The sequence below is a fragment of the Promicromonospora sp. NPDC057138 genome (assembly GCF_042670845.1).
Classification (GTDB): Bacteria; Actinomycetota; Actinomycetes; order Actinomycetales; family Cellulomonadaceae; genus Promicromonospora.
In genome coordinates this window covers 28,545-41,942 of the sequence record NZ_JBHUUX010000054.1, presented here as the reverse complement: position 1 = coordinate 41,942, position 13,398 = coordinate 28,545, and the positions used below count along the sequence as shown (strand labels likewise).

Below are 13,398 nucleotides of genomic sequence, written 5' to 3'. Positions count from 1 at the left end.
AGCTTGTCGAGACCTGTCAGGGGGTCTCGACAAGCTCGACCACCGGAGGACTACGTCGCCAGGCGTTGGCGGCGGGTCTCGTAGAGGATCACCGTCGCCGCGTTCGCCGCGTTGAGGGAGCTGGCCGAGCCCGTCATCGGGATGCTGAGGGTCACGTCGGCGGCGTCGCGCCAGGCCTGGGTGAGTCCAGCCGTCTCGCTGCCGACCAGGAGCAGGACCGGCTGGGTGAGGTCGAAGGCGGACACGTCGGCGTCGCCGTGCTCGTCCGTGGCCGCGACGACGATCGGCAGTCCCGCGGCGCGGCGCTCGTCGACCCACGCCATGACCTCCGCAGAGGACGGCGCCCGCACCACCGGCGTCGCGAAGAACGAGCCCGTGGTGGCCCGTACCGACTTGGGGTCGTAGGCGTCGGCGGCGTGCCCGGTGGTGATCACGCCGTCCGCCCCGAACGCGTCGGCCGACCGGATGATCGCGCCGATGTTGCCCGGCTGCGTGGGCCGGTCGAACACGACCCCGAGGAAGTCCGGGCCGGTCTCGATGCGGTCCAGGGTGTCCGGACGCATGCCGACGACGGCGAGCAGCTCGGCCTCGTCCTTCTCGGCGAGCTCGGCCAGCAGGTCAGGCGCCATCTTCACGTGCTCCACGTGCGGGTGGGCCGCGAGCACGCCCCGGGCCCACTGCGAGAGGTGGCGCTCGGCGTCGTACAGGAGGGAGTGGATCTCCCAGCCGTGCTCCACGGCCATGGTGATGGGCCGCACGCCCTGCACGATGAACTCGGCGGCCCGATGCCGCTTGTTGCGGTTGGTGAGCAGCGTCTGGAGCTGCTGGAAGCGTGCGTTGCGCGAGGAGATCCGGATGGCCACGCCCCCATCCAAACACCCCGGGCGGGCGGGCGCCGTCAGCGCTTCAGCACCTTTGCCATCGCGGCGTGCGCCGGCTCCGAGCCGAAGAGCTTGGCCGAGGTCGCGACGGCGTCGTCCACGTGGGCGTCGAAGCGGGCCAGCGCGTCCGCGTTGAGCAGCTCCTTGGTGGCCGCCAGCCCCTGCGGGTCGCCCGCGGCCAGTCCGGCGAGCACCGCCGTGACCTCCGCGTCGAGGTCGTCGAGCGGGACGGTGCGGGTCACCAGGCCCCAGGCCGCGGCGTCGGCGGCCGTGAACGGCGCGCCCGTGAGGAACGTGCGCGACGCTGCACGCGGCGTCATCCGCGGCAGCACCGCCAGCGAGATGACGGCGGGCGCGAGCGCGAGCCGGGCCTCGGTGAAGGCGTAGGTGATGCTGTCGGCGCTGATGGCGACGTCGCACGCGGCGACAAGGCCGATCCCGCCGGCCCGCACCGGCCCGTGCACGCGCGCCACGACGGGCTTGGGCAGGGCGAGGAGCGCCCGCAGCACCTCGGCGAGCCGCCGAGCAGACCGGGTCATGCCGTCGGCCAGGGCCTCGGTGAGGTCCGCCCCGGAGCAGAACGCCGGCCCGTCGGCGGCCAGGACGACGGCGCGGACGTCGTCGTCCGCGGCACGGTCCAGCGCGGCCTGGAGCTGGTCGAGCACGGCGTACGAGAGCGCGTTGCGGCGGTCCGGGTTGTCGAGCGTGATCCGGGCATACGGGGCGGACGGGGCGTCGGGCAGGTCGAGCTCTACGACGTCGTAGGCGACCTGACTCTGGCTGGGCATCGGAAGTCCTCCGGGTGGGGCCTGGCGCTGCGAGGTTAATGGTGGTTAACCTCAGTGACATGCCTAACATGCATACCTCACCAGAGAACCCGGGGCACACCAAGCTCCGGGACGCGGTACGGAACTTCGCCGACCGCGAGATCGCGCCCCACATCGCCCGATGGGACAGGGAGAGTCGCCTGCCCGTCGAGGTGGTGCACCAGATGGGGGAGCTGGGCCTGTTCGGCCTGACCGCCCCGGAGGAGTACGGAGGGTCCGACCTCGGGCTCACCGGCCTCAGCATCGCCGTCGAGGAGATCGGCCGCGTGGACCAGTCCGTCGGCATCACGCTCGGGGCCGGCGTCGGCCTCGGGGTCGGCGCCCTGCTCAGCTATGGGACCCAGGAGCAGAAGGACACCTGGCTGCGCGACCTCGTCGCGGGCCGCCGCCTCGGCGCGTTCGGCCTCACCGAACCCGGCGCGGGCAGCGACGCCAACGCCATGGAGACCACCGCTGAGGTCGTCGACGGCCAGTGGGTCATCAACGGCGCCAAGCAGTTCATCACCAACTCCGGGACGCCGATCACCAGCATCTGCACGGTCGCGGCCCGCACCGGCACCCTGCCCAACGGCCGCCCCGAGCTCAGCGCCATCATCGTGCCCACCGACACCCCGGGGTTCGTCGTCGAGCCCCTGCACGACAAGATGAGCTGGCGCTCCTGCGACACCCACGCCCTGCGGTTCGAGGACGTGCGCGTCCCCGAGGCGAACCTGCTGGGCGTGCGGGGCAACGGCTTCAAGCAGCTCATGATCTGCCTCAACACGGGCCGGGTCGCCGTCGCGGCGCTGGCCACCGGCTGCATCCAGGCCATGCTGGACCTCACGGTGGAGCACGCCGGCGTGCGCCCCACCTTCGGCGGCCCGATCGGCCGCAAGCAGGGCGTCGCGTTCCAGATCGCCGACGTCGAGGTGATGCTCCAGGCCAGCCGGGCGCTCACCTACCGGGCCGCCGCGCTGAAGGACGACGGCGCGCCGCTCGACGAGTTCCGGCGGGCGTCGTCCGTCGCCAAGCTGTACGCCACGGAGTCCGCCGTGACGGCTACGCGTATCGCGGCGCAGGTGTTCGGCGGGTACGGCGTCATGGAGGACGGCCCGATCGCCCGCTTCTACCGCGACGCCAAGGTCCTGGAGATAGGCGAGGGCACCTCAGAACTCCAGAGAATGCTGATCGCAAGGGGCTTGGGCCTCCCAGTCGAGTGAGCTGAGTGCTGGGTATCTGTTGGCTCGAACCGTTTCGAAGCCGCAAATACCCAGCACTCAACTGTCGGGGAGGAGAGAGGCGCGGGCCATGCTCGTCAGGAGAGTTCGCATTGCTTCGCGGCCTATGCGGGCGCTGTGCGGGGTCGAGTTGAGGAGGCCGAACGCGGCCTGCACCGCCGCGCGCGCCTGTTCCGCCGACAGGTCGGGGCGCAGCGGCCGCAGCGCGTCGCACCACACCTCGACGTAGGCGAGCTGGCGCTTGCGGACCTGAGCGCGGGTGTCGGCGCCGAGCGCGCCCCACTCCCGCTCCTGCACGACGATCAGCGCCGGGTTGTCGAGCGCGAAGTCGGCGTGCCGCGCGATCAGCGCCTCCAGCGCGGCCGCGGCCGCTTCGGCGGTGAGTGCGGCCGGGCCTGCTTCCGGTCGTCCGACGGCGGCGCGCGCACCGCCGTCGGACAGCAGCTCCCGGGCGCCCGCGAGGAGCTGGTCGGAGGCGTGCAGCAGACACTGCCCGAGGATGTCCTCCTTGCCCGCGAAGTGCTTGTACAGGGCGGGGCCGGAGACGCCGACGGCGGCGCCGATGTCTCCCATGGAGACGCCGTGGAAGCCACGGTCGGCGAACAGGTCGGCGGCCGTGCTCAGGATCTGCTGCCTGCGCGGGGTCACGGGGAGCAGTCTAGGAGCGGCGGCAACCGGCCTACTTGATCCCCGTGCTCGCGATCCCCTGGACGAACGTCCGCTGGAAGACGAGGAACACCACGAGCAGCGGCACCGCGTGCGCTCAGCGCGCCAGGGCCGCCGGCACCGGTGCTGCCGGTACCAAGGCCGCCGGCAGCAGCGCCGCGTGCGCGGCGAGCAGCTCGTCGGTCATTTCGCGGATCTGCTCCAGGGTGCAGTGCGCGGAGGTGAGCGGGTCCATCGCGACGGCGTGGTGCACGTGCTCGACGTCGCCGGTCAGCGCCGCGCGGACGGCGAGCGTCTGCACGTTGGTGTTCGTGCGGTTGATCGCCGCGAGCTGCGGCGGCAGGTCGCCGAACGACGTCGGCTGCACGCCGTTGGCGTCGACCAGGCAAGCCACCTCGACGCAGGCGTCGTCAGGCAGGTTGGTGATGACCCGCCCTGCGTTGGGCACGTTGCCGTACACGACCGCCGGCACGCCTGTGACCACGGCGTTCACGATGGAGGCCCCGTACTCGACGGACGGGCTCAGGTTCGCCTTGAGCCGCTCGAGCTGCTCGTCGACGTCGCCCTGCTCGTCGTGCGCGGCGCAGATCTCGTAGTAGTCCCAGCGCTCCGGGATGTACTCGAGGACGGTCGCGGCGTCCTTGCGGAAGTACGGCACGTACTCCGACGCGTGGTGGCTGGACTCCGTCTCGAAGTAGCCGAAGTGGTTCATCAGCGAGGTGCGTACCTGCTCGTTGCCGCCCTCGTAGTTGCTGGCCGCGAGGGCCGCCTCGGAGTGGTCGCCGTCGTCGGACAGCAGGTCGGACGCCGCGCGGGCGCGCAGGTGGCGCTCCTTCATCACCTCGCGCAGGCGCGGGTAGAGGTCTTCGGTGCCGTGCCGGAAGTCGACGATCCACGCCTGGTGGTTGATCCCGGCGCAGCGGAAGGACACCTCGTCGTACGGCACGCCCAGCGTGCGCGCGAGCATCCAGGTGGTGCCCTGCACGCTGTGGCACAGGCCCACGGTGCGTAGTCCCAGTGCGTTGAGGTACGCGGTGGCCATGGCCATCGGGTTGGCGTAGTTGATGAACTGGGCGTCCGGGCACACCTCGAGGGCATCGGCGGCGATGGCCTGGTAGGCGGGCACGGAACGCAGGAACCGGAAGACGCCGCCCGGGCCGACGGTATCCCCGACCGGCTGGTCGACGCCGTAGCGCCGCGGGATCTCGACGTCGTGCCGGTAGGACTCCACGCCGCCCACCTGGAACGTGATGATCACGAAGTCGGCGTCGCGCAGGGCTTCGCGCCGGTCGGTGGTCTGCTCGACGACCGTGGGCAGGCCGTGGTGGGCCACGAGCTCCCGGGTGGCCGTCGCCACCCGGTCGAGGCGGCCGGCGTCGAGGTCCATGAGGCTGAGGGTTGCGCCGCGCAGCGCCGGGAAGCTGAGCAGGTCGCCGATGAGGCGGAACGGGAAGACGAAGCCGCCAGCTCCGATGATGGTGATCTTCGGGGAATGAGCCATGCTGCGACGCTAGGTCAGAGGATGGCGGTCATACCTCCGGCTGCGTGCCCCGACTCTCCGGAATCCTCCGGCCTGCGCTCCGGCCGTGCTGGGCCCTATGCTCCCGCTCATGGCTCTCGCGGACGACGAGGTGGAGCTGAACGAACCCGCCCTGTGGGTGCAGCGGGGTACGCCGCCGGTGATGATGCGGCCGCACCGGCACGACGACCTGGAGCTCAACCTGGTGCACGGTGGCCGGCTCGAGTACCTCTTCGGCGGCTCGTTCCTGCGGGTGGAGGCGGGCGAGGTGGCGCTGTTCTGGGGCGGGACCCCGCACCAGCTCGTGGAGCCCGGCGCAACGCCCACCGACGTGTCGTGGGTGCACATCCCGCTCACCGAGGTGCTGAGCTGGGCGCTGCCCACCGAGCAGATGGCGGTCCTGCTGCGGGCGCGGCCCGTCGTCGTGCCGACGGCGGCCCTGGTGCGGGACGTCGCCGCCCTCTTCGAGAGCTGGCACCACGACGTCCTGGACAGCGGGTACGGCACCGTCGTCATGCTCGAGGCCCAGGCGTTCGTGCGGCGGGTCCTGGCCCGGGCGGCGCAGGACGAACCGGAGGGCCCGAGGCCGCCGTACGAGCCGGACCCGCAGGCCGGGGCGGCCGGGCGCGCCGCGGCGATGGCCCAGTTCGTGGCCGAGCACTACCGTTCGCCGATCACCGCTGCCGACGTGGCCCGCGCCGTCCACCTGAGCCCCAGCCATGCGATGACGCTCTTCAAGCGGGTCGTCGGCACGACGGTGGGCACGTACATCGCGCGGTGCCGCGTCGCGGAGGCGCAGCGGCTGCTCATCACCTCGAACCGCACCACCGCCGAGATCGCGCATGCGTCCGGGTTCACCGCGCAGAGCAGCTTCTACGACACCTTCCGTGAGGTGTGCGGCACCGCTCCGGGCGCCTACCGCCGCACCTTCCGCTAAGTCTGCGAGGCTGGAGATTCACGACCGGACGAAGGAGCCCGAGATGTCCTACGACCTTCCCGCCGTCTCCCCGCGGCCCCAGGCGGCGCCGCAGACGGCCTACCTCGTCGCCAGCGGCGACCTGCGCGAGTCGGCGAACCAGGCGGGCTGGCCCACCCAGGCCGCCATGGAGGCCGACGTCACCGCGGCGTTCGCCGAGCTCGGCTGGACGGTCGTGCGCGCGAACGACGTCGACCCCGCCACGGGGCACGGGTTCATCAGCTCGCAGCGGATGGGGCTCGAGGTCTTCCGCTCGGTCCCGCCCACCGCGCCGCTCATCGTGGCCGAGGCGGTCTGGCAGTACAGCCACCACGTGCTCGCGGGGCTGCGCACCCACGAGGGCCCGATCCTCACTGTCGCGAACTTCGTGGGGGACTGGCCCGGCCTGGTGGGGCTGCTCGGCCTCAACGCCGGCCTGACCAAGATGGGCAAGCCCTACTCGACGATCTGGAGCGTGGACTTCACCGACGCGTGGTTCCGCGACGGCATCCGGCAGTGGCTGGAGACGGGCGCGATCGTGCACGACGCCTCGCACGTGACCGACTCGCCGGCGCTGCCCGCGGGCCCCGAGGCCGACCTCGGGCGCGCCCTGGCCGACCAGCTCCTGCGGGACAAGGCGATCATCGGCGTCTTCGACGAGGGCTGCATGGGCATGTACAACGCGATCATCGACGACGAGCTGCTGAACCCGATCGGCATCTACAAGGAGCGCCTGTCCCAGTCCGCGCTGTGGGCCGAGATGCAGCGCGTGCCGGACGCCGAGGCGGCCGCCGTCCAGGCCTGGCTGGAGGACGCCGGCATGACGTTCCGCCTGGGGCAGGACGAGGCCACCGAGCTCACCGCCGCGCAGCTGTGGTGGCAGCACAAGATGTACGTCGCGGCGCTGCGCATCGCCGACGACTTCGGGCTGGACGCCGTCGGCATCCAGTACCAGCAGGGGCTGAAGGACCTCAGCCCCGCCTCCGACCTGGCCGAGGGCCTGCTGAACAACGTGGACCGGCCCCCGGTCACCGCGCGCGACGGCGAGCGCGTGCTGTGGGACGGCAAGGCGCTGCCGCATTTCAACGAGGCCGACGAGGGCGTCGCCGTCGACGCGCTGACCACCAACCGCCTGTGGACCGCTATGGGCCTGGACCCGGCCACCACCCTGCACGACGTGCGCTGGGGCGAGGAGTACGACGGCGAGTTCGTGTGGGTGTTCGAGATCTCGGGCTCGGTGCCGCCGTCGCACCTGGAGGGCGGCTACGCGGGCGCACAGGGGTGGCGGCAGAACCCGGTGTACTTCCCGCTCGGCGGCTCCACGATCAAGGGCGTCTCCAAGGCGGGCGAGATCGTCTGGTCCCGGGTCTACATCGCCGGCGGCCGGCTGCACGTCGACCTGGGGCGCGCCTCCGCCGTCGCCCTGCCCCCGGAGGAGACGGAGCGCCGGTGGCAGGCGACCAACCCGGAGTGGCCGATCATGCACGCGGTGCTGCACGGGATCTCGCGCGACCAGTTCATGGCCCGGCACAGGGCCAACCACCTCAGCGTGGCCTACGCGCCCGACGCCGCGACCGCCGACGACGCGCTGATCGCCAAGGCCGCGTTCTTCGAGGCGCTAGGCGTCGAGGTGCACGTCTGCGGGGAGGTGGCGGCGCTCGCCGGGGGTTAACGATCATTAACCAGCGGGCTATGCTGCGGCACATGGCCACCGACACGGGCGTTGGAACGGATCTACGCACCCTCACCGCGCAGCTGCGCGACCGGCTGGCGCGCGTCCGCGAGGGCGGCTCGCCCGCCGCACGCGAGAAGCACACGGCGCGCGGCAAGCTCCTCGCGCGCGACCGGGTGGACCGCCTGCTCGACCCGGGGTCCGCGTTCCTGGAGATCGGGGCGCTGGCCGCCTACGACATGTACGGGGGGCAGTGGGCGGTGCCCAGCGCGGGCATCGTCACCGGCATCGGGCGGGTCGCGGGGCGCGAGTGCGTGATCGTCGCCAACGACGCCACCGTCAAGGGCGGCACCTACTACCCGATCACGGTGAAGAAGCACCTGCGCGCCCAGCAGGTCGCCGCCGAGAACCACCTGCCGTGCGTCTACCTCGTGGACTCCGGGGGCGCGTACCTGCCGATGCAGGACGAGGTGTTCCCCGACCGCGAGCACTTCGGGCGCATTTTCTACAACCAGGCGAACCTGTCCGCACGCGGCATCCCGCAGGTCGCCGCCGTCATGGGCTCCTGCACCGCGGGCGGCGCGTACGTGCCGGCGATGAGCGACGAGGCGGTCATCGTGCGCGACGAGGGCACGATCTTCCTCGGCGGGCCGCCCCTCGTGCAGGCCGCCACGGGCGAGATCGTGACGGCCGAGGAGCTCGGCGGCGGCCTGGTGCACACGACGACGTCGGGCGTCGCGGACCACCTGGCCGACGACGACGCGCACGCCCTGCGCATCGTCCGCGAGATCGTCGGCACCACCCGGGCCGCCGCGCCGAGCCTGGACCGAGCGGCGCCCGAGGAACCCGAGCTCGACCCCGACGGCCTCTACGACGTCCCCTCGGACCCCCGCACGCCCTACGACGTGCGCGACGTGATCCGGCGGATCGTCGACGGCTCCCAGCTCACGGAGTTCAAGGCCCGGTACGGCGAGACGCTGGTCTGCGCCTTCGCCAGGATCGACGGCTACCAGGTCGGCATCGTGGCGAACAACGGGATCCTGTTCTCGGAGTCGGCGCTCAAGGGCGCGCACTTCGTGCAGCTCTGCGACCAGCGGCGCATCCCGCTGGTGTTCCTGCAGAACATCGCCGGGTTCATGGTCGGCAAGGAGTACGAGCACCGCGGCATCGCCAAGGACGGCGCCAAGCTGGTCACCGCCGTGGCCTGCACCTCGGTGCCGCGGTTCACGGTGGTGCTCGGCGGCTCGTTCGGCGCCGGCAACTACGGCATGAGCGGCCGCGCCTACGACCCCCGGTTCCTCTGGATGTGGCCGGGCGCCCGCATCTCCGTCATGGGCGGGGAGCAGGCGGCGTCGGTCCTCGCGACCGTCCGCCGGGACCTCGCGCCCGAAGACGTCGAGGCGTTCAAGGACCCCATCCGCGCCCAGTACGAGGCCCAGGGCAACCCCTACTACGCCACGGCCCGCCTCTGGGACGACGGCGTGATCGACCCCGCCGACACCCGCCGCGTCCTCGCCCTCGGCCTGGCCGCCGCGGCGAACGCCCCGATCGCCGAGCCGTCCTACGGCATCTTCCGGATGTGATCACGATGCCCACGATCCACACCCTCCTGATCGCCAACCGCGGCGAGATCGCCCTGCGGATCATCCGCACCGCCCGCCGCCTCGGCCTGCGCACCGTCGCCGTCTACTCGGACGCCGACGCCGGTGCACCCCACACCCGAGCCGCCGACGTCGCCGTCCGCATCGGCCCGACGCCGGCCGCCGACTCCTACCTCTCGATCCCCGCGCTGCTCGCGGCCGCGAAGGAGACCGGCGCCGACGCCGTCCACCCCGGCTACGGGTTCTTGTCCGAGCAGGCCGAGTTCGCCCGCGCCGTCATCGGCGCAGGGCTGACCTGGGTGGGGCCGCCGCCCGACGCGATGGACGCCATGGGCCGCAAGGACACGGCGCGCAAGATCGCCGAGACGGCGGGCGTGCCGGTGCTCTCGCAGGTTGAGCTTGTCGAAACCTCACCGGTGGTTGAGCCTGTCGAAACCGGGGTCTCGACAAGCTCGACCAGCGAGGGAGGCTCGACCAGCGGGGCGGGCTCGACGAGCGGAAGGTTTCCCCTCCTCGTCAAGGCCGCCGCGGGGGGCGGCGGCAAGGGCATGCGGATCGTGCGCGAGCAGGCCGAGCTCGGCCCAGCGTTGGCCGCCGCGCGCCGCGAGGCCGCCGCCGCGTTCGGCGACGACACGGTGCTGCTGGAGCGCTACGTCGAGCGCGGCCGGCACGTCGAGGTGCAGATCCTCGCCGACGAGCACGGCAACGTGCTGCACCTGCACGAGCGCGACTGCTCCGCCCAGCGCCGCCACCAGAAGGTCCTGGAAGAGGCCCCGGCGCCCGAACTCGACCCTGCGCTGCGCGAGCACCTGCACGCCTGGGCGGTGAGCCTCGCCCGCGAGGTCGGCTACACCGGCGTCGGGACGGCGGAGTTCTTGGTCGAAGTCCGTTCGGGGGTTGAGGACGCCCCGCGGGCTGGGTCTGCCGAAACCGAGGTCTCGACAGGCTCGACCAACGAAGGGAGCGGCCCGACCAGCGTCGGCGCCTGGTTCCTCGAGATGAACACCCGCCTCCAGGTCGAGCACCCCGTCACCGAGGAGGTCGTCCGGGTGCGCGGCGAGCGGATCGACCTCGTCGAGCAGCAGCTCCTCGTCGCGGCCGGCCACGAGCTGACCTTCGCACAGGACGACGTCGCCGTCGTCGGCCACGCGATCGAGGCGCGAATCTACGCCGAGGACGCGTTCGGCGGGTTCCTGCCGCAGGCCGGGACCGCGACGAGGGTTCGCTGGCCCGGCCCGGGGGTCTCGACAGGCTCGACCAGCGAAGGCCCGGGGGTCTCTGCAGGCTCGACCAGCGTGGTCCGGGTCGAGGCCGGCATCGAGGACGGGACCGTCGTCCCCGCCGCCTACGACCCCATGATCGGCAAGGTCATCGCCCACGGCGCCGACCGCGAGGCCGCCCGGCGCGCGCTCGTCGACGCGCTCGACGCGACGGCGATCGGCGGCCTGGTCACCAACACCGGGTTCGTGCGGGCGCTCGCGGACTCGGACGCGTTCCGGGACGGCGAGGTGCACACCGCGTGGCTGGACACCCACGAGCTGCCGCAGCCGGACCCCGGCCCCGCGCTCGTCGCGGCCGCCTGGTCGATCGCGGCCACAGCGGCGCACGACGGCGGCGACGGCTGGCGCCTCGGCGGCCCGCCCGCCGACACCTGGGTCGAGCTGGACGACACGGTGCTCCGGGTGAGCACCGCCCGGGGCGAGGTGCGCCGCGAAGGCGAGCCGCCGACGTCGTGCCGCGCGGTGGGCGAACCGGCGGGCGACCCAGCGGGCGTCGTGCTCCTCGCGCTGGACGGCGTGACCGCGTGGTTCGCCGTCGAGGTGCGGCCGCGGTCCGTGGAGGTGAGCACCCGCGGGCACACGTTCCGGTTCGTCCGCCCGAGCGCGTCGAGCGTCGCGGCGGCCGAGCTGTCCGACGGCGTCGTGCTCGCCGTGATGCCCGGGTCCCTGGCCCGGGTCGAGGTGCGGGACGGCGACGTGGTGACCGCCGGGCAGTCGCTCGGCGTGCTGGAGGCGATGAAGATGGAGGTGGCGCTCGTGGCGCCGTCGGACGGTGTGGTGCGGGTGCGCGCGGCGGCAGGGGAACAGGTGACTGCGCGGCAGGTGCTCTTCGAGATCGAGCAGACCCCCGACGAGCAGGAGGCGACGCATGGCTGAGCAGCTCCGCCACCCTCAGGTGGTGCCCGACCCGGGCCTGCCCGGCCGCGTCACCATCTACGAGGTGGGCCCGCGCGACGGGCTGCAGAACGAGGATGCGATAGTCCCGACCGCGGTCAAGGTCGACCTGGTCGAGCGCCTGCTCGACGCCGGCCTGCCGTACGTGGAGGCCACGAGCCTCGTGCACCCGCGCTGGGTGCCGCAGCTCGCCGACGCCGAGGAGGTGCTGGCCGCCCTGGTGCGACGCCTCGGCGACCGGGCCCGCGACCTGCCGGTGCTCGTGCCGAACGAGCGCGGCCTGGAGCGCGCCTACGACCTGGGGCTGCGGCACATCGCCGTCTTCGCCAGCGCCACCGACTCCTTCGCGCGCCGCAACCTGAACCGGTCCCTGGACGAGCAGTACGCGATGTTCGAGCCGGTCATGACCCGGGCACGCGCGGCCGGGATGCGGGTGCGGGCATACGTGTCGATGTGCTTCGGCGACCCGTGGGAGGGCGACGTCCCGCTGGACCAGGTGGTCGCGGCGGGCAAGCGGCTCATGGACCTTGGGGCGGAGCAGCTCTCGCTCGGGGACACGACAGGCGTCGGGACGCCGGGGCACGTCGTCGCGCTCCTGGACGCCCTGAACGACGCCGGCCTACCCGACGACGTGCTCGCCCTGCACGCCCACGACACCTACGGGCAGGCCCTCGGCAACGTGGCCGCCGCACTACGGCACGGGGTGACGACGTTCGACACGTCGGCGGGCGGGCTCGGCGGGTGCCCGTACGCGGAGTCGGCCACAGGGAACCTCGCCACGGAGGACCTGCTCTGGATGCTCGACGGGCTCGGGATCACGACCGGCGTCTCCATGCCACGCCTCGTGGAGACCGGGACCTGGCTGGAGGGGCACCTGGGGCGCCCGTCGCCGAGCCGGGTGCTGCAGGCGCTGCGGCCCTAGACCTGTTCCTGGGTGGGCGCGTCCGCCGTCAGCCGGTGCAGCAGGGCCAGCGCCGCCTCGACCGGGCGCGTGGTGCGGGGCCGGGTGACGGACTGGAGCGAGAAGCCCAGCGGGGTGTCCAGGGGGCGGGTCACGGCGCCCCGCGTGGGGCGCAGCACGAAGGTGGGGGCTACGGCGACGCCCAGCCCGGCGGCGACGAACCGCGAGACGAGCCCCATGTCCGGGCTCTCGACGACGACGGTCCGGCGCAGCCCGCGCGCGGCCAGCACCCGCTCGATGACCACCCGGTGGCCGAACCCAGGCGGGCCGTCGATGAACGGCTCGGCGACCAGCTCGTCGAGCGAGAGCATGTCGCGTCGCGCCAGCTCGTGGGTCTCGGGGACCACCGCCACGAACTCGTCCACCAGGATCTCGCGCGTGCGCAGGCCCTTGAGGTCGGCGAGCGGGAGCCCGGTGATCGCGAGGTCGAGGCGGCCGGCGCGGACGTCGTCGGCCAGGCCGGTGGAGCCGGTGGGGGAGGCCACCACGCTCAGGGCGACGCCCGGATAGAGCTCGTGGAACCGCCCGGCGAACGCGGGGGCGTCGACCACGTCGGAGTTGGCGAAGACGCCGAGGCGCAGCCGGCCCCGCAGGCCGCGCTCGGCCGCGGTCACGACGTCGAAGACGCGGTCAACGGACTCGATGGCGGCGCGCGCCTCGGGCAGGAGGGCGCGCCCGGCGTCGGACAGCTCGACGCGGCGGGTCGAGCGCACGAAGAGCGTGGCGCGTACCTCGCGCTCCAGCGTCCGCACGCCCGCCGACACCGCCGACTGGACGGTCTGCAGCCGGTGGGCGGCGCGCGTGAAGCTGCCCTCCTCCGCGACGGCGATGAAGTACTCGAGGTGCCGGGTGTCCACGGGGACATTGTCGCAGATCTATCGCGATCAGAGATGAATCGGATCACAATGATTCGCTTGTCCTGGTC

The 13,398-nt window shown here is 72.6% G+C and carries 11 protein-coding genes; 6 read left to right on the top strand and 5 right to left on the bottom strand.

The features are described from left to right. Window positions 1-50: 50 nt before the first annotated feature. Both ACFT2C_RS22565 and ACFT2C_RS22560 read right to left on the bottom strand, forming a co-directional pair. Window positions 51-863, bottom strand: coding sequence for a TrmH family RNA methyltransferase (locus tag ACFT2C_RS22565; protein WP_377209321.1), 813 nt, complete (start codon window positions 861-863; stop codon window positions 51-53). 35 nt (window positions 864-898) lie between these two features. Then, window positions 899-1,669, bottom strand: a complete 771-nt coding sequence (locus ACFT2C_RS22560; protein ID WP_377209320.1) for an enoyl-CoA hydratase-related protein — start codon at window positions 1,667-1,669, stop codon at window positions 899-901. Between the two features lie 59 nt (window positions 1,670-1,728). Here ACFT2C_RS22560 and ACFT2C_RS22555 point away from each other — a divergent pair, with 59 nt between their 5' ends. Further along, the gene (locus ACFT2C_RS22555; RefSeq protein WP_377209319.1) at window positions 1,729-2,907 is read left to right on the top strand and encodes an acyl-CoA dehydrogenase family protein; all 1,179 of its coding nucleotides are present in this window, start codon (window positions 1,729-1,731) and stop codon (window positions 2,905-2,907) included. Between the two features lie 57 nt (window positions 2,908-2,964). Here the strand turns inward: ACFT2C_RS22555 and ACFT2C_RS22550 are convergent, their stop codons facing one another. Next, complete coding sequence (locus tag ACFT2C_RS22550; RefSeq protein ID WP_377209318.1) at window positions 2,965-3,573, bottom strand: TetR/AcrR family transcriptional regulator; 609 nt, start codon at window positions 3,571-3,573, stop codon at window positions 2,965-2,967. A gap of 115 nt (window positions 3,574-3,688) precedes the next feature. After that, window positions 3,689-5,092: an alpha-galactosidase gene (melA, locus tag ACFT2C_RS22545; RefSeq protein ID WP_377209317.1), complete on the bottom strand. Its 1,404-nt coding sequence runs from the start codon at window positions 5,090-5,092 to the stop codon at window positions 3,689-3,691. Window positions 5,093-5,201: 109 nt separating this feature from the next. Here melA and ACFT2C_RS22540 point away from each other — a divergent pair, with 109 nt between their 5' ends. From ACFT2C_RS22540 to ACFT2C_RS22520, 5 genes are read left to right on the top strand one after another with little or no spacing between them, the layout of a single operon-like run. Beyond that, entirely contained in the window at window positions 5,202-6,047 is an 846-nt protein-coding gene (locus ACFT2C_RS22540; protein ID WP_377209316.1) for a helix-turn-helix domain-containing protein, read from the top strand. Between the two features lie 43 nt (window positions 6,048-6,090). Beyond that, complete coding sequence (locus ACFT2C_RS22535; RefSeq protein WP_377209315.1) at window positions 6,091-7,737, top strand: fucose isomerase; 1,647 nt, start codon at window positions 6,091-6,093, stop codon at window positions 7,735-7,737. 32 nt (window positions 7,738-7,769) lie between these two features. Next, window positions 7,770-9,320, top strand: a complete 1,551-nt coding sequence (locus ACFT2C_RS22530) for an acyl-CoA carboxylase subunit beta (protein WP_377209314.1) — start codon at window positions 7,770-7,772, stop codon at window positions 9,318-9,320. Window positions 9,321-9,325: 5 nt separating this feature from the next. Then, window positions 9,326-11,494, top strand: a complete 2,169-nt coding sequence (locus tag ACFT2C_RS22525; RefSeq protein ID WP_377209313.1) for a biotin carboxylase N-terminal domain-containing protein — start codon at window positions 9,326-9,328, stop codon at window positions 11,492-11,494. Beyond that, window positions 11,487-12,434, top strand: a complete 948-nt coding sequence (locus ACFT2C_RS22520) for a hydroxymethylglutaryl-CoA lyase (protein ID WP_377209312.1) — start codon at window positions 11,487-11,489, stop codon at window positions 12,432-12,434. Before ACFT2C_RS22525 ends, ACFT2C_RS22520 begins: the two co-directional genes overlap by 8 nt. On the opposite strand, the gene ACFT2C_RS22515 is transcribed toward ACFT2C_RS22520, so the two are convergent. Beyond that, window positions 12,431-13,330 (bottom strand): LysR family transcriptional regulator, encoded by a 900-nt coding sequence (locus ACFT2C_RS22515; RefSeq protein ID WP_377209311.1) that lies wholly within the window; start codon window positions 13,328-13,330, stop codon window positions 12,431-12,433. The genes ACFT2C_RS22520 and ACFT2C_RS22515 overlap by 4 nt on opposite strands. Window positions 13,331-13,398: the final 68 nt, after the last annotated feature.

Excerpts from the sequence above, each read along its gene's own strand:
- ACFT2C_RS22560 (WP_377209320.1), bottom strand. The coding sequence starts at position 1,669 with ATGCCCAGCCAGAGTCAGGTCGCCTACGACGTCGTAGAGCTCGACCTG.
- ACFT2C_RS22555 (WP_377209319.1), top strand. The coding sequence starts at position 1,729 with ATGCCTAACATGCATACCTCACCAGAGAACCCGGGGCACACCAAGCTC.
- melA (WP_377209317.1), bottom strand. The coding sequence starts at position 5,092 with ATGGCTCATTCCCCGAAGATCACCATCATCGGAGCTGGCGGCTTCGTC.
- ACFT2C_RS22540 (WP_377209316.1), top strand. The coding sequence starts at position 5,202 with ATGGCTCTCGCGGACGACGAGGTGGAGCTGAACGAACCCGCCCTGTGG.
- ACFT2C_RS22535 (WP_377209315.1), top strand. The coding sequence starts at position 6,091 with ATGTCCTACGACCTTCCCGCCGTCTCCCCGCGGCCCCAGGCGGCGCCG.
- ACFT2C_RS22530 (WP_377209314.1), top strand. The coding sequence starts at position 7,770 with ATGGCCACCGACACGGGCGTTGGAACGGATCTACGCACCCTCACCGCG.
- ACFT2C_RS22525 (WP_377209313.1), top strand. The coding sequence starts at position 9,326 with ATGCCCACGATCCACACCCTCCTGATCGCCAACCGCGGCGAGATCGCC.
- ACFT2C_RS22520 (WP_377209312.1), top strand. The coding sequence starts at position 11,487 with ATGGCTGAGCAGCTCCGCCACCCTCAGGTGGTGCCCGACCCGGGCCTG.